This is a genomic window from Cellvibrio sp. PSBB023 (genome assembly GCF_002007605.1).
In the GTDB taxonomy this organism is placed as follows: Bacteria; Pseudomonadota; Gammaproteobacteria; order Pseudomonadales; family Cellvibrionaceae; genus Cellvibrio.
In genome coordinates, this window is sequence record NZ_CP019799.1 from 4,256,290 (window position 1) to 4,277,580 (window position 21,291).

Consider the following 21,291-nt stretch of genomic DNA (forward strand, 5'->3'; position numbering starts at 1 on the left):
CATGTCGCAGCGTGTGTTGATGATTGTTGAATCACCTAACAAGGCAAAGAAAATTCAGGGTTATTTTACTGGGTTTAAATTAATGGCCACGGTTGGTCATTTTAAAGATTTGCCACGCGATAGCATGGGTGTTGAGCCTCCCCATCACAAACCAGACTATGTGGTTTCCGAAGGTCGCCAGGGATTTATTACGAAGCTCCAGGCGGCCGCTAAGGAAGCCGATCTCATTTATGTGGCCACCGACCCTGATCGCGAGGGTGAAGCAATTGCGGCTCATGTTGTGAATACGCTCGGAAAGGCTCATAGCGCTAAAGTTTCCCGCATTACTTATACCGAAATATCCCGCAAAGCCATTGAGAGCGCTATCGAGGCAAAACGTAGCGTGGACTGGTCGTTAGTGCGCGCGCAGGAAGCGAGGCGCGTTGTTGATCGATATGTTGGCTATTTGGTATCGCCTGAGTTAACCAAAAAATTTAAAGCACGTGGTCAGTCGGGTTTTCTATCCGCTGGTCGAGTGCAATCAGTAGCCGTAAAGCTGATTGATGAACGTCAGAGATCGATCAGCAACTTTGTGCCAGTTGTCCACTATGGCGTTACTGCAAGCCTCGTTAAAGCCGGAATAGAGTTTGAAGCCGTTTGGAAGCCAGTTATTCCACAAGGTCAGCTTATTACTGACATGGAAGAAGCAAAGCGAGTTGCTGCGCGCACTCATACCTTAAAGGTTGTGAAAGTGCTTCAGGTACCGCGCAAGGTGGCGGCACCCAAACCCCTTATAACGACGACTTATGTTCGGCTGATGGCTGCAGCATTGAAGTTGACCACCAAGGCGGCGATGGATGCTGCGCAGAAGTTATTTGAGGCTGGGTTAATTACCTATCACCGTACTGATAGCCCCACCATGTCAGATGATTTTTCTCAATCTGTTCGTTCGTTTGCGGAACGAAACAAATTACCCGTTCCTCTCTCGCAGAGAGTCATCAAACAGTCTGCTAATGCACAGCAGGGGCATGAGTGTTTGCGCGTTACCGATATCGATCTGATGAATGCGCGTCTTGCAGGCGTTGATGATCCTGTTTTGTCAAAAGTTTATGAGTTGGTGTGGTTGGTCACATTGCAGTCGCAACTGGCTGACGGTGAAGATCAATCCGTGACTGTTAATTTTGTGAATGGCAATGAAGATAATTTTGTAAGCCGGTCACGCAAGAGCAAATTCGCTGGCTGGCGTGTAGCAGCAGAGAAGTTCAAACAAGATGAACAGTTAAAGCCTCTTGTGGCACGTGAGCAGCGCGATGATGCAGAGGGCGATGAGTCGGCCACATTGATCCAGTGTCTTCCCGAGCTTGCCGAAGGTGATGCTCTGACTCCACTTAAAGTCGATCTAAAACATAAGACAACTGAACCCGAAAGTCCCTATACCGAAAAAACCCTGGTAGAAAAATTAGAGAAGCTGGGTATCGGTCGCCCAAGCACGTATGCAGCGACTATCGAGCGGATCATCTCCATTGGGTACATCGAGCGAAACAAAAAAACACTGCAGCTAACGGTATTACCCGTGGGTTCTCAAATGGTGGCTGAGCTGGATAAACAATTCACCTTTATGGAGTACAGCTACACCGCTGAATTAGAGGGAGCATTTGATCTAATCGCACACCGTAAAGCGGAGTACCTAGCGGTTGTTCATGGTGCCTGGGAAAAGCTGCAAGCCGAGCTGAACGTATTCAAAGGGGAGAGCGTTGCAGCTAACCAAAGTGATGATGTTAAGCCGGTAGCTCAACTCAAGAAAGAATCAGTCAAACGAGAATGTAGTCCCGGCGACAAGTGTCCATCTTGCGAAGGTGGAAAGCTGACCGTGAAAAAATTGAACAACGGTGCAAATGCAGGACGATCATTTATTGGTTGCACCCGTTTTCCTACGTGCCGTTTTTTCAAATGGATGCATTGACTCATGATCGCGGCATCAACGTTTCAAAATCAGAAATTATTGATTCGAGAGGCGATCGATAAACTGGAGCGCCGCTCAAAAGAAATTCGCGCCCTCGTTTATAGCAACCCCTCGCGTGAAATTCTCACGCTACGAAAAGCGGTTGAAGAAAAGATTGCAGCGGTTGGTTATGCACAAGCGATCCCTTTAATTGAAGAGGCAACTCTGCAAGAGCGTAAATTGTTGTCCAGGTTGCGTTTGTTAAGGAGGACTTCACATGAACTTCTCCTCGAATTAATCGGTGTCGATTTGCAAATCGATGATTTAAAAAAAGAACTTTTTCAGTTGCATTATCCCCAGCTTAATCGTCAAAAATTCGGAGAATTGAATGAAGCAAAAAAACAATAACCTTGTTTATGTGTTGTTAGTACAAGCCTGCCTGATCGCTTTTAATTGTCACGCGACTGAAGTGGCTCGCACCGATCGTTACACCTTGGTATCCCTGGAGGCGCAATCGGATCAAGCAAAGCCGTTATCGACGATTGTGAGTGTCTCGCTCGGTAGCGATATTACTTCAGTAGGTGATGGTGTCAGTGAGCTACTCAAAGGTTCTGGATATCGCTGGCAAAGCATGAACGATGACGATTTGTTGCTGAATAAGTTGCCCTTGCCAGCAGTAGTTAGAAATCTGGGGCCTATACGTTTGAGTGATGCGCTTCAAACGTTAGCGGGTGAAGCCTGGATGTTACGAGTGGATAACTTGAATCGTGTCGTTTGGTTTGAAGTATCAAGTGCGACCAACAATAACTAACGGAAAGTAAAGGAGTATTGCAATGTTAATTTTAACCCGTAAACCAGCTGAGGCGCTGGTCATCAGTGGTGGTATCCGTGTGCACGTCATGGGAGTGAATGGAAACCAGGTGCGTATTGGAATTGAGGCTCCAAAGGATGTGGAGGTAGACCGCGAAGAAATTTATCTACGAAAACAACAGGAGAAAAATCACAAAAAAAATCAGCAGTAATAGACCGTTAAAAACCTATCCAACAACACTCATCAACGGAGTTGATTATATGAAGTCCATCTTTACATTAACCAAAGTACTGGCCATCTCTACAGTAATGATCTTATCGGGCTGTGCGGCCACTAACACCGCACTTAAAAAGAAAGACCTGGATGTGCAAACAAGAACAAGCACTGCGATTTTTATTGATCCGGTGTCACCTGCACAGCGCACAGTATTTGTCGATGTTAAGAGCAGCGTCCAAGAGTTCGATCGTGCAGTATTTAAAAAACTGCTAAAGGAAAGTTTTGCGGTAAACGACAATAACTATCAGTTGGTTGATGACCCTGAGAAAGCCCAGTTTGTTCTATCGGCATTTGTGTTAAATCTTGAAAAAGCATCACCCAGTGCATCCGATCAAGCGTTGAACAGAGGATTTGAAGGCGGTGGTGTGCTTGCTGGTGCCGCTATCGGTGGAGCAGCTCGTGGTGATTGGAAAGGTGCAGTAGCAGGCGGCGTGGTAGGTGCCGGTGTTGAAATGATTAGTGGTGCCCTGGTTAATGACATTACCTACATGCTGGTTTGCGATATTCAGATTAAAGAGCGCACCAAGAATGGAGCGTTAGTGAAACGAGCAACAGATATCTCAACTCGTGTTTCCGATGCTGGGTACACACAACAAAGTATTGATGAGACCAGCAACATGAAGGAATACCGCACTCGCATTGTTACAACGGCTAATAAGGCAAACCTAAAACTTGAGGAAGCCGCCCCTGTAATTTACTCAAAAACCGCTTCAGCTATGAGTGGATTTTTCTGATTGTTGTTGCGATCTGGTTTGGCCACCTTTCGGTGGCCTTTTTTTGAGGTTGTCTTATGACTAAGTTTTTCAGTGTAATGATAGCGCTGCTATCTATTGTGCTATGCCTATCTTTAACTTGGGCGTTGTATCAGCAGAGTATCCCGTTTGAAACCCAAACTGATGGGGTGCTTTTTATGCTTAAAGCACTTGCTATTAGTGCCCCATTTATTTTTGCTAATGGATATATTCAGCGCAAGATTAATGAAAAATAAATTAACTGATATGCGCCAATACGCTTATAAGAGCGATTTTTTATGATGGAAGAGAAGCTTGCGCGATTAAAAATTGTTGAGGATTCAGCTTTGCAGCTTAGGAGGGCGGTTAGTGATTTTGAGTTGAATGGAATGCTTTCTGAGTCAAAAGCCTTGTTCTATGTTGAGGTGCTTAACCAAATTGAAGCGGATCTGGTGTCATCGATACATGGCTGAGCGAAAATTAGTAATTTCTTTTTCTATGGTTCAAATCTGCTGGGCAATTGTGACTGCTATTGCAATGCTGACGCTTTCCTATTCGCTCGTAATCTTGTTCGGATTTAATGATCTGCCTTGGTTTTTTGAGCACGATAGCAACGCGACTATTCGAGTCAGCTTATTGAGCCTGTTTATTGTTGTAATCTGCATGTTTTTTCATCCCGAATAGGTCAGGCCTTGTTCCTGTAGGTATATCAGCGATTTTGCTGGCTGCTACATGTATTGAACAATTTGTCTAGGTAATCTCGCAAATAGGCTTGAGATTTATGGTGAGTCGATTATCATTAATTCGCTTGATTCGATTTAATCTTTATAGAACCGCCACAGCACTTAAAGCGGTTTCGTTGCAAGACGGTGCTTACCTTCAAACAGGCCTTTGCCTATCTCAAAAACCCTTGGGGATTACTTATCCCATGGGTAGGTTTCCTCAATTATTCAGGAAACCACATTTATGAACACAACTTCTCTCGGATATTTAGCGGCATTGTCTAATGGCCCCAAACTGCCATTGCAAGTGCTTCAGTCTCGTGCCGGTTTTTATATTGGAACTTGTACAGACGAAGGGCCTTACAGTCGTGAATCTGTTGAGTATTGGGCTACTGAATCACAAGCAGCGCTCGCACTGGCTGAGAATTCTTGGACACAGCGTCCAAATTGTTAAGGGTGAGTTCAAATGACTGATACACAATCATCGCTTGCAGATTTATTCCCTGCTAATGATTTGGATTACTACCGAGATTTAACCCGGGATATGCTTCTGACTGTGGAGCTTACTCGGGATGAATGTGCGGCGGTGCTAAAGGCATATGATCGGGGCTTAGGTGTTTTGAATACAGAAGAAGCTGACCTTATAAACGCTATGATTGCTAAGTTGAAGGACTGCATTCATCCATAAAGTTGTTGTAATTGCCCATTCATTGAGTGGGCTTTATTCCCTAAGCCTTTCTTGGAGAGGCTTGCGGAATAAAATTTAAGTCCAACGTCACACGTTGATCTTAAAACGCTGCACACAGGTCTGCGATGCAGCGGGGCGAAAGCCTGACCTTATCTTGACCCCATTGGGAATTATCACTCCCAATGGGCGTGGTCTTTTCCCACTGGGGTTTTCTTTTTTCATCCCTAGCTAGGAGAAATACCATGTCACACACTATTTCTGAGAAAAACATTCGCTGGTTTAACGCTCACACTGAGGCGTGCGGTTATCTGAATGGCCTGAAGGAAATTACCCCAAAGGCCGGTCAGGATTTTAAACCGTTTTGGGTATCAACCTTTTGTATGTTGGAAGGCAATCCAGAAAAACCACGTAAGACTTACATCAGTATCAATATTGTCAATCCAAAGGTTGTCGATATCCTAAAGCCTTATGCGAACCAGCTTAATGCTGATAGCTCCAAGGTGTTTGTTACGGCACGAATTTCTGATATCTGTGTAGAGCCATTTGTCTACCCTGATAGCAGTAAGAATGCTGGTCAGTTGGGCGTTAGTTGGCAGGCCAATCTCATATCCTTGATCGCATTAAAAGTCGGGGATTTTGCGGTAGACCTGAAGAAAGATACGACGACCGATTTTGGAGTCAACGCTAAGCAGCCAGCACAACCAGCTGCTCAAGACATTCCAATTGTTGATGGGCTTTTTGAACTGCCGTTAGTGGTAAACCTGGACAAAAGCGAGCCTCATTTTGAAGAAACTAAGGCGCGCTTGAAAGACACGGGTTATCGCTGGAACAGTGAAAAACTTGCCTGGTGCTTAGCCAGTGTCGCGCTTGAGAAAAGTGACCCGGTTTTTGATGCAAAGTATGCAGCATTGAAGGCGGCAGGTTATTCGTTCTCAGCAAGTGACAAGTTGTGGAAGCTGCAAGCTGCCCCAAAGCAGCAAGGCAACTACAGCAAGTCTCAAAGCAACCGGCAGGGCGCTTATCAAGGTCGGACTCAGCAGGCTCGCTAGGTCAGCGTTTGCTGTCTGTAACTATGATGCTTCTCGGGGTGGGTTAACCATCCCCCTGAGGCGTCATACCAAAGGGTTTAGGTTCCCTGAAAACCAAAACCCTATGGTATGATTAAGATTCTCCAGTGCCGGCTGTCTCCGGGCCTTTTGCTCCTTCCAGGAGTTTGGCGAACCAAACAGGGTTAAACGTTCGCAAGGTGAAAGCCTCCTTGTACCTTCACGCTGGGTTGAGTCGTGTGTTCCTGTCTAGCTGGCAACCTCGCACACCTCTCTATCTGCCCCCAGAATGCCTATTCCAGTGAGATGGAATATGTTCAATCAAAACAGCAGCCTTAGTGCTCTTTAGGGTGTTAAGGCTGCTCTTTGTCACGATTCGTAAGCAGTGCTTTGACACAGCAATGTCGCTGTAAAAACGCTGCGTTGCTCTATCAGAGCATTGCTCACAGTCAATCAAACTTGCGCTCGTCCGCATCAAAATAGACGAAATCGTTGTGCAGATTTGACTGTGCTCGATTGTTAGGTTTGTGGCGATCCGACCCATCAATACAAACACAGCACTGCGCAGGGATGCGCAATCCCATTTTGAAATGCTATCCATTAATTGTTTGCCTGGCAGAAAATTAATGCATCGTTTTTCAGTTTAAGTACGGCGTCTTTCGCCGATCTTAATCACGATCATCCACAAGTGCGGCGATACCTCGTGTATCTGTGATGATCTCGCCGAAAGGCGGCACTTACCTTCAATCGGGGTTTACTCCCCGTTCAATTAGTTGGCCCGTTGGGAAAATCTATTCCCAGCGGGAGTCGGTTTTCTTCACGGGCTTTTTTTTGTGGAGAAAAACGATGGGCAGCCAACCAACATTTAATTATTCAACCGCTGACGAAGTCATTGATGCCGCAAAGCACATTATGGAATCCATGATGGAGCAGCGCGACACATTGTTAACCAGTCCGGACCTAGTCAGGCAGTATCTAATGATGCGATTGGGCAGAGCAGAGCGTGAAATATTTTGCGTTATATTTCTGGACAATCAAAATCGTTTAATTGCTGCAGACGATTTGTTTATGGGAACGATCGACGGCGCAAGTGTGTATCCAAGAGAGGTGCTTAAAGCAGCACTTAAATATAACGCGGCAGCCGTTTTGCTGGCACACAATCACCCAAGCGGGGTTGTTGAGCCAAGCCAAGCGGATCAGCGAATTACACAGCGATTGCAAGCTGCTTTGGAATTCATTGATGTTCGTGTGTTGGATCACTTTGTTGTTTCGGGCACTGAATCCACATCGTTTGCAGAGCGCGGTTTGTTGTAGTTTCAATCCAGGCTTCGGCCACCTTACCCCAGCGGGAATTAATCATTCCCGCACGGGCATGATGATTTTTCAATGGGTTTTAATTTTTATTCAAAGGAGAATCATCATGAGTACAGAAGTTGCTTCAACTTCATCAATAGTCGCCACTGTAGTTCCTGGTCATTTGCGCGCAGCTACTTTGCCCAAGAAATTCCCTGGCATTTTTTTAGTGTTTGAATCTCTTGTGTATCGTTACTTGGAAGTGTTTACAGATGACTACAAAGGCGGATACTGGGAATTTGTTGATTTGAGCAATGGTGGTTTTTACATGTCACTGAATTCAAATGCCCGGTTCTATTTGTCCATAGCCAGCAATGGTTTTGAAGGCGAGATGACGGCGGATGCAGCAAGCCTGGTAGTAAACATGTTTGCCATTGGCCAATTGGCTAACGAGCATAAAACAGACTATCTCATCGAGTTGTATCACCTGCTGCGTGAATTTGTGGGTGAGCATCCTGAAGCCAATCGAATCCTTTGTGCCATCGATTGAGGTGAAGTATGAGTGATCGTGTGCAGATCGAGGTTCGTGCGTGCTTTATTAATCAAAATACGGGTGATGTGGTTGAAACGACATCACCTGACCCAGCCTTAACGCCAAACTTGTTTGGTGTTTACATGCGTCCAAGCAATGGCGATCAAGACTGGGTTTGGTGTGCAGATTTTGCCACCTATGGGTATTTTGAATTTTTTATCGATGCTTTTATATTGAAGTATCACAATGATGGTTCTGGATTAGATTTGGACTTGAGCAAAATCAGTAACCATATTCATCGTTAAATATTTTTTTACTAATCCGCCCGGTGGGAATTCATTTCCCACCGGGAGTGGATTCTTCCGGGCTTTCTTATTTTCTCGGGAGAATGTTATGACTCATACAATTCGTGCTCAATATGACCTGATTGCCGATAAAGAAGCGTTGGCTTCAGATTTCGGAGCAATGTTGGATTGGCTTGAGCAATGGGATATGAAGCCCTGCAGTAGTGTTTATTTTGGTGAAGAGGTCAATGCTTTACTGGTGCGTAACTGGATTGCATTTCGTAATTCGTTGACTAATACACTAAATCAATATGAACGTAGCTTTCTTGAAGATTGCGCGCGTGAAGCATGTGAACCAGAGGATTTTTATGAGATCCAGGATTGCATGGATGAGATCACGGATGGTCAGCTAATGGCTCTTGGCCGTTTGTTTTATCCAAATATCGACGAGAGTGCAAAAGTATCTAAACAGATTACTTCCATCGCGGTTAAATGGTGTGTCGAAGATGTTCAATCTATTCGGCCTGACTTAACGGATGAGCAAGCTGGTGCAGTTTTACAAGCGGCTGATCGTTGCCACAATGCTGAGGTTGGCATTAATTGGGATGTACTGCGATTTCATGTGGATGAACTATTTCCGGAGGAGGACAGTGACCAGGCAGAAGAGTTATTGCCCGAGTCTACTGAAGTAAATAGTAAGTATGCTGATTCAATAATTGCGGGTAACCCTTCCAATTATGATGCCATTGAAGTTCATGGAGTTCGCAATATCAACGTCGCAGATGATCCTGATGGGACACATTACGAAGTTGATGATGAGAATCCTGAGCTTTATAGCGTGTATTTGCATTGTGTTGGAGGCGGCATCGAGTGTGTTGGTGATTTTTCATCGAATGCTCTCGCCGAGGAATATGCAAGCGAGCTTTCCGTGCTCTATTCATGGAAGGTCTTGCACTTTGCGCTAGTCGTTATCGATGATGAGGATGAATCGGCGGAAGAGTTATTGCCCGTGTCTTCTGAAGCGAGCACTGGGAGTGAATTTTCTCCTAACGATCTCCCAGTGTTCCGTTGCCTCCGGGGTTTCCATACCGAGCAATTTGTCACTGTTGATTGGGATTTAATTTACTCAATAGACCCTTTAGAAAGTTGTAGCGGCCAGGTAGCTTGTATTTTTACTGACAGCTACGACGATCTGGAAGGTGCGGCTATAAGTGGTGCGGTGTATTTTGGAAGCCAGCCAATTTGTAGTCGTGCAGAATTGGAGGGAGCATTGATTGGTCATGAGATGACTCTCAAGGCGACTGGTGTAAATTCAATTCTGTATTTTGTTAGAACGACTTAATTATTTTTGCCCCCGATTGCTTTTGCATAGGGGGCTTTATTCCAGAGTTTTTTTAATCCTACGAGAAGGCTGCGGAATAACGATTTAAGTACAGTCTCGCGCTGCCCTTAGAAAGCTGCACACAGATCTGCAATGCAGCGAGGCGAAAGCCTGATCCTACCTTGACCCCATTGGGAATAATCATTCCCAATGGGCGTGGTTTTTCTTACTGGGGTTTTTCTTTTTTCATCCCTAGCTAGGAGAAAACACCATGATTTCTGTACCCGGAAAAATCAACATTCGCTCAGTGCCCGGTCGCTTCGGTTCTTTTAACGTTGGCACCTTGGACTGTTCGCTTGGCTCATTCACCGTAAAAGACGCCACAATCGAAGAATTCGAGGAGGGTATTTATGAAGGTGATTTTGTTATCGAGAAAATCAAACCCAACAGCTACTTTTCAGGTGGCCGGATGGTGGTTGAAATTCGCGCGGCACTCAGTGCAATCATGATTGCGAAACATGCGATTCCTTCGCCTGCGCAACATGAGTCTTTAGAGCAAGATCCTTTGATAGAAGATTACAACGGTAATGAGCCTGAACCTGTTCCGCCTCCAGCAATACCTTTCGAGGTAAATGCTCTGGGTGAAGTGGATGATGACGAAGGGCTCGCTAAATTATTTGGCGCGCTTTGGCCTGTAGGTTCCGTTGTAAAACTTGATCCTACGGTGGGTCGTGCTTCATTGCGGCAGCAGTGTGATTACCTGAAACAATCAGGCTACAAGTATGACGCGCCTAATCTTACCTGGAAAAAAGGAGTGTAATTATGGCTCTTATTTTCCAGCGACTGGCACGCAACTTTATTAAGAATGGCTACTTTCCAACGGATGAGGCTTCAATCAGTCGCATCCTTGCCATGCTGGAAATCAATTCAGGCGCATTGCGCCTGATTGACCCCTGCTGTGGTGAAGGCATTGCATTAGCGGAGTGTGCGCACCTCTGCCGTGAGGCAGGTGCAACTGTATTTAGTTCAGGTATTGAATTTAATGCGGAGCGCGCAGCGAATGCGAAAACCTTGTTGGATCATGTCGTTCACGCTGATTTTAATGACTGCACAGTGTCATCGTCGCAGTTCAATTTACTCTGGCTCAACCCGCCTTATGGTGATCGCATTACTGACCAGGTGGTGCGTGATCAGGATCAGCGTGGTCGTGATCGTTGGGAGAAATACTTTCTCAATCGATCGCTACCCATGCTGTCGTTTGGTGGCTTGTTGATATACATCATTCCGCACTATGTGATTGATCGCCATTTAGCGAAGCAATTATCACGGTGTTTGGATTCAATCGGTGTGTATCGATTGCCTGAGAATCAATTTAGACAAATTGTGGTGATGGGTTTTCGCAGACGTGTTGAAGGGCAAGGCAATTCGGATTCGATCAATCTGCTGCTGGATGTGGCGAACGATCGTAATGTTGCACCGGAGCTGCCCGAAGTGCCCGACCGTTTTTATAAGGTCACAACATTGACAGCGGATCAACAAAAACGCCCTGTCGATATTCGCAGTAATGTGCCAACCCGTGAATTGGTGGCTGAAGTGATTGATAAGCATGCGTGCCTCTGGCACGACTTTGCGAATCACTTCAATCAGCGAACAACGGTGAAGCGCAGGCCTGTGCGGAAATTATCGGATTGGCACCTGGCATTAATGCTGGCTGCTGGTCAGGTTTCCGGTGTTGTTGAAAGCCCATCCGGGCGCCAACTATTGGTGAAAGGTGGAACCCACAAAGTGAAGGAAGTGGCGGTAGAGTTTTCGGAAGATGAGGATGGCAATTTGGAAGAAAAGCGTATCGCAACCGATCGCTTTGTTCCGGTTATCAAAGCCATCGATGTCACTCGACACTCTGCTGATTTCGGCAACATTTTTACGATTCGATAAGGGGCGCAATATGGAAATTTGTGATTCGTTATTTTCAGTTGTGGAATCCACTACGCCGTTATTTGTTGATGCGTATTTGATGGATGGTGATCGCTGGATCTTTGGAAGTTTTTGGGGAAGCGAAACCACTATGCAAGAATTTTTTGCGCGGCTAACACTAGCCAATCACGAACAAGGCCTTCGTTCATTCACATTGCAGTCTGCGTCCGGTGACATCCAACGCATTTATGCCGGGCGTGTAGGAGATCTCACCAAGGTCACTGGCAAAACACCGCCTACGACGGTACTGGGTAGTTTTTGTAATGTGTGGATTTTTGATCCTGCATTGCAACAACCTGACCGCACCAATGGTGAGTCTTACATTATTGGCAGGCCGGATGAAACCCGTGCACAGATGTGGTTGCGTGCCTGGTCTTCAGTTCAATCGCTAAGCCAAGTTCCGCTGTTGGAGCATTGGCGCAATGAGGTGATGGAGTTGTTGACTGTAAACGAGTGGTTGAAGCCGCTTGTTGGTGTGGGTGTGCAAGGTTTTCGAATTGCACTACCGGCTGAAGACTTCGAGCAAGCGGTTAGTCAGGGTGTAAAAACCGGGCTACTGAGTTTGGAGGATTCTGCTGAACCACAGGCTAATCAATCCAGTGCGCCGCAAGGTGTACTTTTTTAATCACGATTTTCTGTTTTGAAAATCAATCTGACCCCGAGGGTAGTACTTACCCTCGGGGAGTATTACGCGGGTTTTCTTTTTTGGAGATCCTGAAAATGCTCAATGAAACTATTAATACCCAAGCAGGCGATACCGAAACTGCAACACCTGTTCCTGAATTGGCTAATGAACTCCCTGCAAATGTAATAGCCCTGCAGGAATTTATTCGTGATTTTGGCGCAGATTTATTAGCGGCTGTTGAACGTGACAACCCACCTGTGTATTCGCGTGAGGTTGTTTATGAACAGCGCGACGCTGTGTTGCAAGGTTTATTGCGAAAACCGTTTGAAGCGCAAGCGGATGCGGTTAGAGCACTCGCGGCATTATTGTTCGACCAGAACGAGCGTGCTGCAATTTTGAATGCAGAAATGGGCACCGGCAAGACGATGATGGCGATCAGCTTGGCCGCCATCGCACTCAAGCAAGACATGCGACACGTCTTGGTCATTAGCCCACCCCACTTAGTTTACAAGTGGCGGCGCGAAATCCAGGAGACGATTAAGGGTGCAAGAGTCTGGGTGCTTAATGGCCCAGACACTCTCGGCAAGTTACTCAAATTGCGCGAGCAGTTGCGAGTAGCGCCTAGTGATGCACCCGAGTTTTTTATTATCGGTCGTGTGCGTATGCGTTTGGGGTATCACTGGCGCCATGCTGTGGCATTGCGGAAGTTTCGTCGCTTGGTCTGTGAAGATCAAACCGGCGAAGGCTCTCGCAAGTTTGCACTGGCAACAGAGCACCCAGCCTGCCCGCATTGTGGTGAGTTTGTGCGCGATGAAGATGGCGGCCTGTTTTCCATGGCTGACATCGAATCGCAAACTAAACAGCTACGCTGCCGCAAATGTGCAATGGGTTTATGGTCACTCATGCGCCCCAAATCCACATCATGCGATCAAGGCGAAGTCGTTAAAAAAGCCTTGTGCCAATTGCCAACCATCGGCCCTAAAACTGCCGACCGGCTAATCAGTGCCTTTGGTGCAAAAATGCTGGAAGGTATGTTGGCCGATAACATCTATGAGTTTGTAAACCTCATGGATGAAAACGGCGAGCTGGTATTTTCCGACCGGCAAGCGTCACGAATGGAGCGCGCACTGGCAACCACCGAGTTCAGTTTTGGGCAAGGTGGATACCAGGCAACCGAGTTCCTCAAGCGTTACATCCCCAAGGGTTTTATTGACCTGCTGGTGGTGGACGAAGGGCACGAGTACAAGAACGAAGGTAGCGCGCAAGGCCAGGCAATGGGTGTGTTAGCGTCGCTCTCGCGTAAGGTGTTGTTATTGACTGGTACGCTCATGGGTGGCTATGCCAGTGACTTGTTCTTTTTGCTGTGGCGAATCATGCCCCAGCGAATGATCGAGTTAGGGTATCGCTGCAGTGAGCGTGGCTCTATGGCATCCGCTTCGATGGCATTTATGCGTGAGCACGGTGTGCTCAAGGATATCTGCAAAATCAAAGAGGGTGACAACCATCGCACTGCGCGCGGTAAACGGATTACGGTTAATACCGTTAAGGGGCCGGGGTTTGGGCCACTAGGTATTGCACAGTGTGTTTTGCCTTTTACGGTGTTCTTGAAGTTGAAGGACATCGGGCAGAAAGTGTTGCCGCCCTACGTTGAGCGCTATGTTGATATCGAGATGGATAGCGACCAGCGCCAGCACTATGTAAACCTTGAGCGAAGCCTAAGCAATGAGTTAAAGCAAGGCTTAGCGAAGGGCGATAACAGCTTGCTCGGCGTGGTGTTAAACACACTTCTAGCATGGCCGGATTGCTGCTTTCGCCCGGAGACGGTCAAGCATCCGCGAACCAGGCAACTCTTGGCATTTGTTCCCAGTGTGTTTGATGAGCACAGGGAATCGCCGAAAGAAACCTGGCTCAAGGATTACTGCTTGGAGCAACAGCAAGCAGGCCGCAAAGTGTTGGTTTACACCAGCTATACCGGTAAGCGCGATACTTCATCGCGCCTAAAGGACATACTGGTAAACGCTGGGCTTAAAGTAGCTGTTCTCAAAGCAACGGTAGCCACAGAGAAGCGCGAAGACTGGGTAGCCGACCAAGTCGATAAGGGTATTGATGTACTCATCTGCAATCCGGAGCTGGTTAAAACCGGTCTGGATCTGCTGGAGTTCCCATCGATTGTCTTTATGCAGACTGGGTACAACGTTTACACCCTCATGCAAGCCGCTCGCCGCTCCTGGCGAATTGGTCAGCAGCACGGGGTGGAAGTGGTGTTCCTCGGCTATGCCCAATCTGCCCAAAGCCGATGTTTGGCGTTGATGGCAGAGAAGATTGCAGTAAGCCAATCCACCTCGGGGGATATTCCGGAGTCAGGTTTGGATTCACTCAATCAGCGCGGGGATAGCATTGAAATGGCGATGGCTAGGGATTTAATCGCCGCGTAACTGTTCAAAATTTAGCCCTCTTTTGAGGGCTTTTTTATGCATCGGAAAACCCAAGTCATCCGCTGTAATAGTATTCGACACATTTTGTCAGGTAGTATTTCTGCCACATTTTTACTAATCACTTGGCAGCACTGAATAAAAACAAGCGCTGCCAAACCAACATCAGCCGCTTGAAGCGCTTGACATTAATTGACTTGGCTGTCCAAATGAAGACATTTTTGTACTATCCTGACACAAATTAATGACCCTTAACTAACTGCGGATAACGCAAATGAGTGAGCAAATAATGACCGTCAAGGACGTCGCGTCGTACCTCAAGCTCAACGAGCGAACTGTTTATCGTATGGCAACGTCATCGAAGATACCTGCTTTCAAAGTGGGCACATCCTGGCGATTCAAACGCGAAGACCTCGAGAAATGGATAGAAGAACAAAAAAATGACAAACAACAATAGGGAATCTTGGGGTGTTACTGGATAACAAAACCAGCGGCCACGTTGGCAGCGAACTGAAAAAATACACCTTTGCAGGCTCCAGACTTTCTGTTCTGTCGAGCCTCTTTACCCTATTTGGTTTTGCCTCGCTGAAACACGAACTCAAACAGCTGGACTCTGCCAGAATCATATTCACAGAATGGGATTCGCTCAATCTGCAAAATCTGGTCGGCTCTGAATCAGACATCCGGCTGCTGAACCAACTACAACAAAAGCGTATCGCCAGCGAGTTCTCACAATGGCTAGCAAATAAAGCTGAAGTGAAAGCCAGTGTGCGACCCCAGCCAGGCCAGAACATAATTCATCTGCAGTCCCCGGAAGAAAACTTTGCCATCAGCGGCAGTGCTACACTCACCCCAACCGGTCTGGGTGAAGTACGTTCCGATTCATTGCAAATGAATATGGCACTGTCTGATTCGGAGAGTACCCGGCAGCTTCTAGCGTGGTTTGATAGCGTCTGGGCTGATGCGCACAATGTCCGTGATATCAAAGATGATCTTGTTGCCAGATTAGATGCGCTCGCCGCAGATCAACCGGCCAGTTTTATTTATTTCCTAACGCTGTTTCATCTGTTCAAAGACTTCCTCGAAGACATTGACGAAGACAATATCATTCGCAGTAAGACCGGGTTTAAAGACACATTGGTGTGGAACAAGCTCTACAAGTTCCAGAAAGATGGTGTACTGGGCGCGATAGACAAACTCGAAAAACACAACGGCTGCATCATTGCCGACAGCGTGGGCTTGGGTAAGACCTTTGAAGCCCTTGCGGTAATTAAGTACTACGAGCTTCGTAACGACCGAGTGCTTGTTTTATGCCCCAAAAAACTCCGTGATAATTGGACGATGTATGCGGTCAACGATAAGCGCAACTTGCTTGCTGCAGACCGGTTTAATTACGATGTCCTGAATCACACCGATCTGACCCGACCGAAAGGTTATTCCGGCGAAATCAACTTGGAGACACTGAACTGGGCTAACTATGACTTGGTGGTCATCGACGAATCCCACAACTTCCGCAATACACCGAGCAAAGCCGAAGGTAAAAGCCGTTACGAGCGCCTGATGAATGACATCATCCGCTCCGGTGTTAAAACCAAAGTACTCATGCTGTCTGCAACCCCAGTAAACAATCGCATGAACGATCTGAAAAATCAGGTCGCCTTCATTACCGAGGGTCGGGACGATGCTTTTTCGGAACTGGGCATTAAAAATATTGAAACCACCCTGCGCCTCGCCCAGAAGCAGTTTAACCAATGGGTGAGTGAACCCGTCGAAAATCGTACCACTGCTGCATTACTCGACATCATGAGCTTCGATTATTTCAAGCTGCTAGATATCGTGACTATCGCTCGTTCGCGCAAGCATATTGAAAAATACTACGGTACGGCGGATATAGGCCGCTTCCCGACTCGTTTGCCACCGAAAAATATTTATGCTGATATCGATGCATCCGGCGAGTTTCCTCCGTTAAAGGATGTCAACAAAACCATACGGCGTTTATCCTTGGCTGGTTACTCACCACTCAAGTTTGTACGCGAAGCCAAAAAGGCCGAATATGCCCGCCGTTACGATAAAGCCGTTGGCGGAGGCAAAGGGGTATTCAAACAGGTAGACCGTGAAGAAAGCCTGATTCACCTCATGCGCGTTAATCTGCTCAAACGCATGGAAAGCTCCATTCATTCCTTTACCCTGACGGCCACCAAACTGGCGCAGCAGGTAGATCGACTCCTGGCCAAAATTGATGCCCACGAATCCGATGAGCTGACCGAGCTCAATATCGAAGATATCCACGACGTTGAGCTGGAATCCACCGAACTGGAAGATTACATGGTGGGCAACAAAACCAAAGTGCTGCTGCAGGATATGGATCTGATCCGCTTCCGGCAGGAACTGGAAGCTGACCGCGTATTCCTTACCCACATTGCTGAAACCGCGCAAAGTGTGAATGCAGCCCGAGATGCAAAACTGGAGCTGCTGAAGCAAGCCATTGCGCAAAAAGTGCATCACCCGCTTAATCCAAGCAACAAAAAGGTCATCGTTTTTACTGCGTTTGCCGACACAGCTCGGTACCTCTATGACCATTTGGCTCAATGGGCTCAAACCGAGCTGAGAATTCACAGTGCGCTGGTCACCGGTGGCGGGCCCAATAAAACTACCATTACGGGCTTAGGCTCCGACCTTAACAATATTCTTACGGCCTTCTCACCCGTTTCGAAAGAGCGCAGTAAAGTAGACCCAACGGCAACTATAGAACTGGACTTACTGATTGCTACCGACTGCATCAGTGAAGGTCAAAACCTGCAGGATTGCGATACGCTCATCAATTACGACATTCACTGGAATCCGGTCCGCATCATTCAGCGTTTTGGCCGTGTGGACCGTCTCGGCAGCAAAAATACTCAAATTCAGCTCATCAACTTCTGGCCCAATATGGAGTTGGATGAATACATAAACCTGGAAGCGCGAGTATCAGGGCGTATGGTGTTGTTAGATATTTCCGCGACCGGTGAAGAAAACGTCATTGATGAAAGCGCCAAAGACATGAATGACCTGGAATACCGGCGCAGGCAGCTACAGCAACTTAAAGACGCTGTAGTCGATATTGAGGATATGAGCGGCGGTGTATCTATTACCGACCTCACCCTCAATGACTTCCGCATGGATCTGTCAGGCTATATGAGCGACAAAGCTCGCCTAGCAGCACTAGAACAAGCCCCGCTAGGGCTATATGCCGCAGTCAGTATTGACGAAGATCTGGCCGCAGATGGCATTAAACCCGGCGTGATCTTCTGCCTGAAAAATATCCGTAGTGGCAAAGAAGCAGTTCAGGTAGATGATAACTATCCACTTGCACCGTACTTCATGGTCTACGTGACCGGTGATGTCGAAGGCAGTATCGCGATTGAGCTGAACTTTACCCAAAGTAAAAAAATACTCGATCTGCTCAAACGTGAAGCCTTTAAACAAAAAACGCCTGATCAACCCGCCATAGCCGAGGTTAACCGTGTTACACGCCATGGGCGTGATATGAGCCACTTTCAGCATTTACTGGCCGTTGCTGTGGATAGCATTTCCGGCAAGAGCGAAGAAAAAGGAATCGAAAGCTTGTTTACCAAAGGCGGCACGGTGCTCACTGCCACCTCCAGCCAGGGTCTTGAAGACTTTATGGTGGTTTCTTATTTGGTGCTTACGGGAGGCGAGCATGGCTGAGCCGAACCTGAGTAAGGGATTGAGCTTAGGGCTACCCCATTTTGAAGCATTCCTACATAGCCTGAATGTGCCTGACAGCTGCGTGCTTAACAAACCCCTATACAAAAAAATGTTTCAGGAACACGCAGACCTTGATGCCAAAGACAAAAAAGCACTGAAAGACGATGTTGATAAAATCCGTTGGCTCTACACCTTAAAGCCCACCACTATCAATATAGCGCCATATAGCGACGACCTCCGTGATTATGGTGAGTTAGCCTTCTTGCAAGTCGAATTAAGCAACGGCAAAAGCGCTGAGCGTATTGGCCACCTAATCAACCGGGCGATACCTTACCCGGTGGTGATCTTTTTTTGTCTAACGGAAGCAAAAGAAACAGATTTGTCAGAAGCCTGTGAACAACTGGCCATCTGCCTTGCTGATAAACGAATCAACAAAGCTGACAAAGAAAAATGGGTGATAGAAGAGCTTCTGACATCGCCTTGGGTTTCATTGGCAAGAGTGACAGATACAGAGCAAGCATTTTTAAACAGCCTGATCCTTAGAGGGTTGCCACACAGCAATTTCTGGCAGTTCTATCAAACGTTGATGGCTCGCGTGCAAGCGTTGCAGTGTGCCGAAATCAGCGGACGTTTCCATTTAGTATCCGGCGAATCCGCTGAACAACAACAAGAACAACTCCAACAATATAAGAAAATCGAGCAAGAAGTTAAAAAATTACGCACCCAGATCAAGCAGGCCGAGTTCAGCCAGCAGGTTATGTTGAACACCCAAATTAAACATCTAGAACTAAAGCTCAAGCAGTTAGCTGAGCTCCTGTAACCGAATTGCAAACGCAGAACACTTACGAGGAAATACAGTGAAAAACGTCATTCCACAAATAGACGCAAAAAGCGCAGACAGCAAAAGCATGGATATCGTCGCTGACAATATCGAAAAATTAAAAGAGCTTTTCCCAGAAGCATTTACTGAGGGCAAAGTGGATTTCGATGCACTGAAAGAAGTGCTGGGTGACTACATTGATGGCCGCGATGAGCGCTACAGCTTTACTTGGAATGGCAAAAGCAAAGCCCGTATGTTGGCACAAACTCCAAGTACAGGCACCTTGCGCCCCTACAAAGAAGAATCCGTCGATTGGGCTAGTACTCAGAACCTGTTTATCGAAGGTGATAACCTAGAAGTTCTCAAATTGTTGCAAAAGAGTTATCACAAAAAGGTCAGAATGATCTATATCGACCCGCCTTATAACACGGGTAGCGACTTCGTTTATAAAGACAACTTTAAAGACAATATCAAAAACTACAAAGAGATTACCGGCCAAGTTAATAGTGAAGGCAGAAATCTGTCCAATAACCCTGAAACCAGCGGGCGCTACCACACCGACTGGTTAAATATGATGTATCCGCGACTGAAGCTTGCTCGAAATCTGCTTAAGGATGATGGGGTGATATTTATAAGTATTGATGATGGTGAGGTGGCGAATTTAACGAACATATGCAATGAAATATTTGGAGAGGAGAATTTTATTAATCAAATATCCTTAAACGCAAAAGTGAGCGCAGGAGCTTCTGGCGGAGGTGAAGATAGAAAACTGAAAAAAAACATCGAATATATTTTGATGTACTCAAAGTCATATTCTCATTGGGAGCCAATTTCTCCTGTCTATAAAGAAACAAAATTATTTGATTATATTGATCAAATGAAAAAAGACAAAAAAAGTTTCAAATACACCAATGTTTTGTATCGGTTAGATGGAGTGTCTCATTACAAGACAATTAAAGACGGGGAAGGAAATGATATTGATATATTCAACGTAGGTAGCTACGAAATAAAAACAATCAAACAGATTTCTAGCATTGAAGGTATTGACGAAGAGAGAGTTTACGAAAAGTATTATGACAAAGTAATGACTACAACAAACGCCCAGACTTCAATTAGAGACAGAGTTTGGGGTGCAACTGACTCTGAAAACAATATGTATATTGCTGAGTACCTACCTAAATCAGGGAAAAATAAGGGAGAGAAAACAAAACTTTATTTTATGGGGAAGCAGAAGGTGCTACTCATATGGCTTAAAGATACTTCCGTGATGATAGATGGGGAAATTTACAAGCGTGAAAAAATTGGCACTTATTGGGATGGGTTTAGTTGGATTAATGTTACCAAAGAAGGAAATGTAAAATTCCCCAACGGCAAAAAACCTATAGCTCTTATACAACAATTTATGAAGCTGGTCCCTAATAGCCAGTCGATGTATGTGTTGGATTTTTTTGCTGGCTCGGGAAGTACTGCACACGCATGTTTGAAATTCAACCAAGAATCGCATTCGGATGTACGTTTTATAAATATTCAACTACCGGAGCTAATTGAACCAAATACAAACGACAATAAAGATTATCTTAAGTACTTAGAAGAGGAGAAAATACCCGCCGTTGTTACCGAAGTCTCAAAAGAGCGCATTCGCCGAGCTGCTGCGAAAATCAAAGAAGAAAATCCGAGTTATAAAGGCGATCTTGGCTTTAAGGTATTCAAACTCGACTCCACCAATATCAAACCTTGGGAGCTAGATTTTGATCTTACCGAGCAGGATCTGGAAGATCAGATTTCCAATATTAAGCATGGCCGCAAGGAAGAAGATGTCCTCTACGAAGTGCTGTTGAAGTACGGTCTGGATCTGACCCTGCCGATTACCGAGCATGTTGTGGCAGGGCACAAGGTATTTGATATCGGCATGGGCGCACTGATGATTTGCCTGTCGGACGATATTACTCTCGATGTGGTCGAAGGGATTGCCAAACTCAAAGACAAGCTGAACCCGGAAATTATGCGGGTGGTTTTCAAAGACGCCGGTTTTGCCGACGACGTGGTGAAAACCAACGCGGTACAGATTCTCAAGCAGGCGGGTATTGAAGATGTAAGGAGCCTGTAA

At 46.3% G+C, this 21,291-nt stretch carries 22 protein-coding genes; all 22 read left to right on the forward strand.

The genetic code is table 11. From position 1 onward, the window contains the following. Nucleotide 1 precedes the first annotated feature (1 nt). The 22 genes from B0D95_RS18385 to B0D95_RS18490 all read left to right on the forward strand — a co-directional run bounded on the left by B0D95_RS18385 (nt 2) and on the right by B0D95_RS18490 (nt 21,291). On the forward strand, nt 2–1,942 hold the full coding sequence (locus B0D95_RS18385; RefSeq protein ID WP_078045219.1) for a DNA topoisomerase: 1,941 nt from the start codon (nt 2–4) through the stop codon (nt 1,940–1,942). Between the two features lie 3 nt (nt 1,943–1,945). Continuing rightward, nucleotides 1,946–2,329 carry a hypothetical protein gene (locus tag B0D95_RS18390; RefSeq protein WP_078045220.1) on the forward strand — a complete coding sequence of 128 codons (384 nt, stop codon included), beginning with the start codon at nt 1,946–1,948 and terminating at the stop codon, nt 2,327–2,329. Then, the gene (locus B0D95_RS18395) at nt 2,310–2,732 is read left to right on the forward strand and encodes a hypothetical protein (RefSeq protein ID WP_078045221.1); all 423 of its coding nucleotides are present in this window, start codon (nt 2,310–2,312) and stop codon (nt 2,730–2,732) included. The genes B0D95_RS18390 and B0D95_RS18395 overlap by 20 nt, the downstream gene beginning before the upstream one ends. A 22-nt stretch (nt 2,733–2,754) precedes the next feature. Continuing rightward, complete coding sequence (csrA, locus tag B0D95_RS18400; protein WP_078045222.1) at nt 2,755–2,943, forward strand: carbon storage regulator CsrA; 189 nt, start codon at nt 2,755–2,757, stop codon at nt 2,941–2,943. Nucleotides 2,944–2,992: 49 nt separating this feature from the next. Continuing rightward, nucleotides 2,993–3,742, forward strand: a complete 750-nt coding sequence (locus B0D95_RS18405) for a complement resistance protein TraT (RefSeq protein WP_078045223.1) — start codon at nt 2,993–2,995, stop codon at nt 3,740–3,742. 56 nt (nt 3,743–3,798) lie between these two features. Continuing rightward, nucleotides 3,799–3,996, forward strand: coding sequence for a hypothetical protein (locus B0D95_RS18410; protein WP_078045224.1), 198 nt, complete (start codon nt 3,799–3,801; stop codon nt 3,994–3,996). 42 nt (nt 3,997–4,038) lie between these two features. Beyond that, on the forward strand, nt 4,039–4,212 hold the full coding sequence (locus tag B0D95_RS20595) for a hypothetical protein (protein ID WP_168172481.1): 174 nt from the start codon (nt 4,039–4,041) through the stop codon (nt 4,210–4,212). 493 nt (nt 4,213–4,705) lie between these two features. Continuing rightward, the gene (locus tag B0D95_RS18420) at nt 4,706–4,915 is read left to right on the forward strand and encodes a hypothetical protein (RefSeq protein ID WP_078045226.1); all 210 of its coding nucleotides are present in this window, start codon (nt 4,706–4,708) and stop codon (nt 4,913–4,915) included. A gap of 12 nt (nt 4,916–4,927) precedes the next feature. Beyond that, nucleotides 4,928–5,149 carry a hypothetical protein gene (locus B0D95_RS18425; RefSeq protein WP_078045227.1) on the forward strand — a complete coding sequence of 74 codons (222 nt, stop codon included), beginning with the start codon at nt 4,928–4,930 and terminating at the stop codon, nt 5,147–5,149. A 242-nt stretch (nt 5,150–5,391) separates the two neighbouring features. Next, nucleotides 5,392–6,198, forward strand: a complete 807-nt coding sequence (locus B0D95_RS18430; RefSeq protein WP_168172482.1) for a DUF3577 domain-containing protein — start codon at nt 5,392–5,394, stop codon at nt 6,196–6,198. 843 nt (nt 6,199–7,041) lie between these two features. Then, nucleotides 7,042–7,509, forward strand: coding sequence for a RadC family protein (locus B0D95_RS18435; protein WP_078045229.1), 468 nt, complete (start codon nt 7,042–7,044; stop codon nt 7,507–7,509). A 106-nt stretch (nt 7,510–7,615) separates the two neighbouring features. Beyond that, nucleotides 7,616–8,038 carry an antirestriction protein gene (locus tag B0D95_RS18440; RefSeq protein ID WP_078045230.1) on the forward strand — a complete coding sequence of 141 codons (423 nt, stop codon included), beginning with the start codon at nt 7,616–7,618 and terminating at the stop codon, nt 8,036–8,038. An 8-nt stretch (nt 8,039–8,046) separates the two neighbouring features. Next, the gene (locus tag B0D95_RS18445) at nt 8,047–8,325 is read left to right on the forward strand and encodes a hypothetical protein (protein ID WP_078045231.1); all 279 of its coding nucleotides are present in this window, start codon (nt 8,047–8,049) and stop codon (nt 8,323–8,325) included. A gap of 88 nt (nt 8,326–8,413) precedes the next feature. Next, complete coding sequence (locus B0D95_RS20705; protein WP_210403649.1) at nt 8,414–9,646, forward strand: hypothetical protein; 1,233 nt, start codon at nt 8,414–8,416, stop codon at nt 9,644–9,646. A 250-nt stretch (nt 9,647–9,896) separates the two neighbouring features. Beyond that, a complete protein-coding gene (locus B0D95_RS18455; protein ID WP_078045232.1) occupies nt 9,897–10,445 on the forward strand; it encodes a DUF3275 family protein in 549 nt (182 codons plus the stop codon). Between the two features lie 2 nt (nt 10,446–10,447). Continuing rightward, a complete protein-coding gene (locus B0D95_RS18460; RefSeq protein ID WP_078045233.1) occupies nt 10,448–11,560 on the forward strand; it encodes a DUF6094 domain-containing protein in 1,113 nt (370 codons plus the stop codon). A 10-nt stretch (nt 11,561–11,570) separates the two neighbouring features. Beyond that, on the forward strand, nt 11,571–12,224 hold the full coding sequence (locus B0D95_RS18465; protein WP_078045234.1) for a hypothetical protein: 654 nt from the start codon (nt 11,571–11,573) through the stop codon (nt 12,222–12,224). Nucleotides 12,225–12,319: 95 nt separating this feature from the next. Further along, nucleotides 12,320–14,659, forward strand: coding sequence for an SNF2-related protein (locus tag B0D95_RS18470; RefSeq protein WP_078045235.1), 2,340 nt, complete (start codon nt 12,320–12,322; stop codon nt 14,657–14,659). Nucleotides 14,660–15,002: 343 nt separating this feature from the next. Beyond that, the gene (locus B0D95_RS21165) at nt 15,003–15,113 is read left to right on the forward strand and encodes a helix-turn-helix domain-containing protein (RefSeq protein WP_371453695.1); all 111 of its coding nucleotides are present in this window, start codon (nt 15,003–15,005) and stop codon (nt 15,111–15,113) included. A gap of 11 nt (nt 15,114–15,124) precedes the next feature. After that, entirely contained in the window at nt 15,125–18,364 is a 3,240-nt protein-coding gene (locus B0D95_RS18480) for a helicase-related protein (protein ID WP_078045237.1), read from the forward strand. Continuing rightward, nucleotides 18,357–19,184, forward strand: a complete 828-nt coding sequence (locus B0D95_RS18485; protein WP_078045238.1) for a DUF4391 domain-containing protein — start codon at nt 18,357–18,359, stop codon at nt 19,182–19,184. Before B0D95_RS18480 ends, B0D95_RS18485 begins: the two co-directional genes overlap by 8 nt. Nucleotides 19,185–19,221: 37 nt before the next feature. Beyond that, nucleotides 19,222–21,291 carry a site-specific DNA-methyltransferase gene (locus B0D95_RS18490; protein WP_078045239.1) on the forward strand — a complete coding sequence of 690 codons (2,070 nt, stop codon included), beginning with the start codon at nt 19,222–19,224 and terminating at the stop codon, nt 21,289–21,291.

Coding starts and splice junctions, on each gene's coding strand:
- B0D95_RS18385 (WP_078045219.1), top strand. CDS start 2: ATGTCGCAGCGTGTGTTGATGATTGTTGAATCACCTAACAAGGCAAAG.
- B0D95_RS18390 (WP_078045220.1), top strand. CDS start 1,946: ATGATCGCGGCATCAACGTTTCAAAATCAGAAATTATTGATTCGAGAG.
- B0D95_RS18395 (WP_078045221.1), top strand. CDS start 2,310: ATGAAGCAAAAAAACAATAACCTTGTTTATGTGTTGTTAGTACAAGCC.
- csrA (WP_078045222.1), top strand. CDS start 2,755: ATGTTAATTTTAACCCGTAAACCAGCTGAGGCGCTGGTCATCAGTGGT.
- B0D95_RS18405 (WP_078045223.1), top strand. CDS start 2,993: ATGAAGTCCATCTTTACATTAACCAAAGTACTGGCCATCTCTACAGTA.
- B0D95_RS18410 (WP_078045224.1), top strand. CDS start 3,799: ATGACTAAGTTTTTCAGTGTAATGATAGCGCTGCTATCTATTGTGCTA.
- B0D95_RS20595 (WP_168172481.1), top strand. CDS start 4,039: ATGATGGAAGAGAAGCTTGCGCGATTAAAAATTGTTGAGGATTCAGCT.
- B0D95_RS18420 (WP_078045226.1), top strand. CDS start 4,706: ATGAACACAACTTCTCTCGGATATTTAGCGGCATTGTCTAATGGCCCC.
- B0D95_RS18425 (WP_078045227.1), top strand. CDS start 4,928: ATGACTGATACACAATCATCGCTTGCAGATTTATTCCCTGCTAATGAT.
- B0D95_RS18430 (WP_168172482.1), top strand. CDS start 5,392: ATGTCACACACTATTTCTGAGAAAAACATTCGCTGGTTTAACGCTCAC.
- B0D95_RS18435 (WP_078045229.1), top strand. CDS start 7,042: ATGGGCAGCCAACCAACATTTAATTATTCAACCGCTGACGAAGTCATT.
- B0D95_RS18440 (WP_078045230.1), top strand. CDS start 7,616: ATGAGTACAGAAGTTGCTTCAACTTCATCAATAGTCGCCACTGTAGTT.
- B0D95_RS18445 (WP_078045231.1), top strand. CDS start 8,047: ATGAGTGATCGTGTGCAGATCGAGGTTCGTGCGTGCTTTATTAATCAA.
- B0D95_RS20705 (WP_210403649.1), top strand. CDS start 8,414: ATGACTCATACAATTCGTGCTCAATATGACCTGATTGCCGATAAAGAA.
- B0D95_RS18455 (WP_078045232.1), top strand. CDS start 9,897: ATGATTTCTGTACCCGGAAAAATCAACATTCGCTCAGTGCCCGGTCGC.
- B0D95_RS18460 (WP_078045233.1), top strand. CDS start 10,448: ATGGCTCTTATTTTCCAGCGACTGGCACGCAACTTTATTAAGAATGGC.
- B0D95_RS18465 (WP_078045234.1), top strand. CDS start 11,571: ATGGAAATTTGTGATTCGTTATTTTCAGTTGTGGAATCCACTACGCCG.
- B0D95_RS18470 (WP_078045235.1), top strand. CDS start 12,320: ATGCTCAATGAAACTATTAATACCCAAGCAGGCGATACCGAAACTGCA.
- B0D95_RS21165 (WP_371453695.1), top strand. CDS start 15,003: ATGGCAACGTCATCGAAGATACCTGCTTTCAAAGTGGGCACATCCTGG.
- B0D95_RS18485 (WP_078045238.1), top strand. CDS start 18,357: ATGGCTGAGCCGAACCTGAGTAAGGGATTGAGCTTAGGGCTACCCCAT.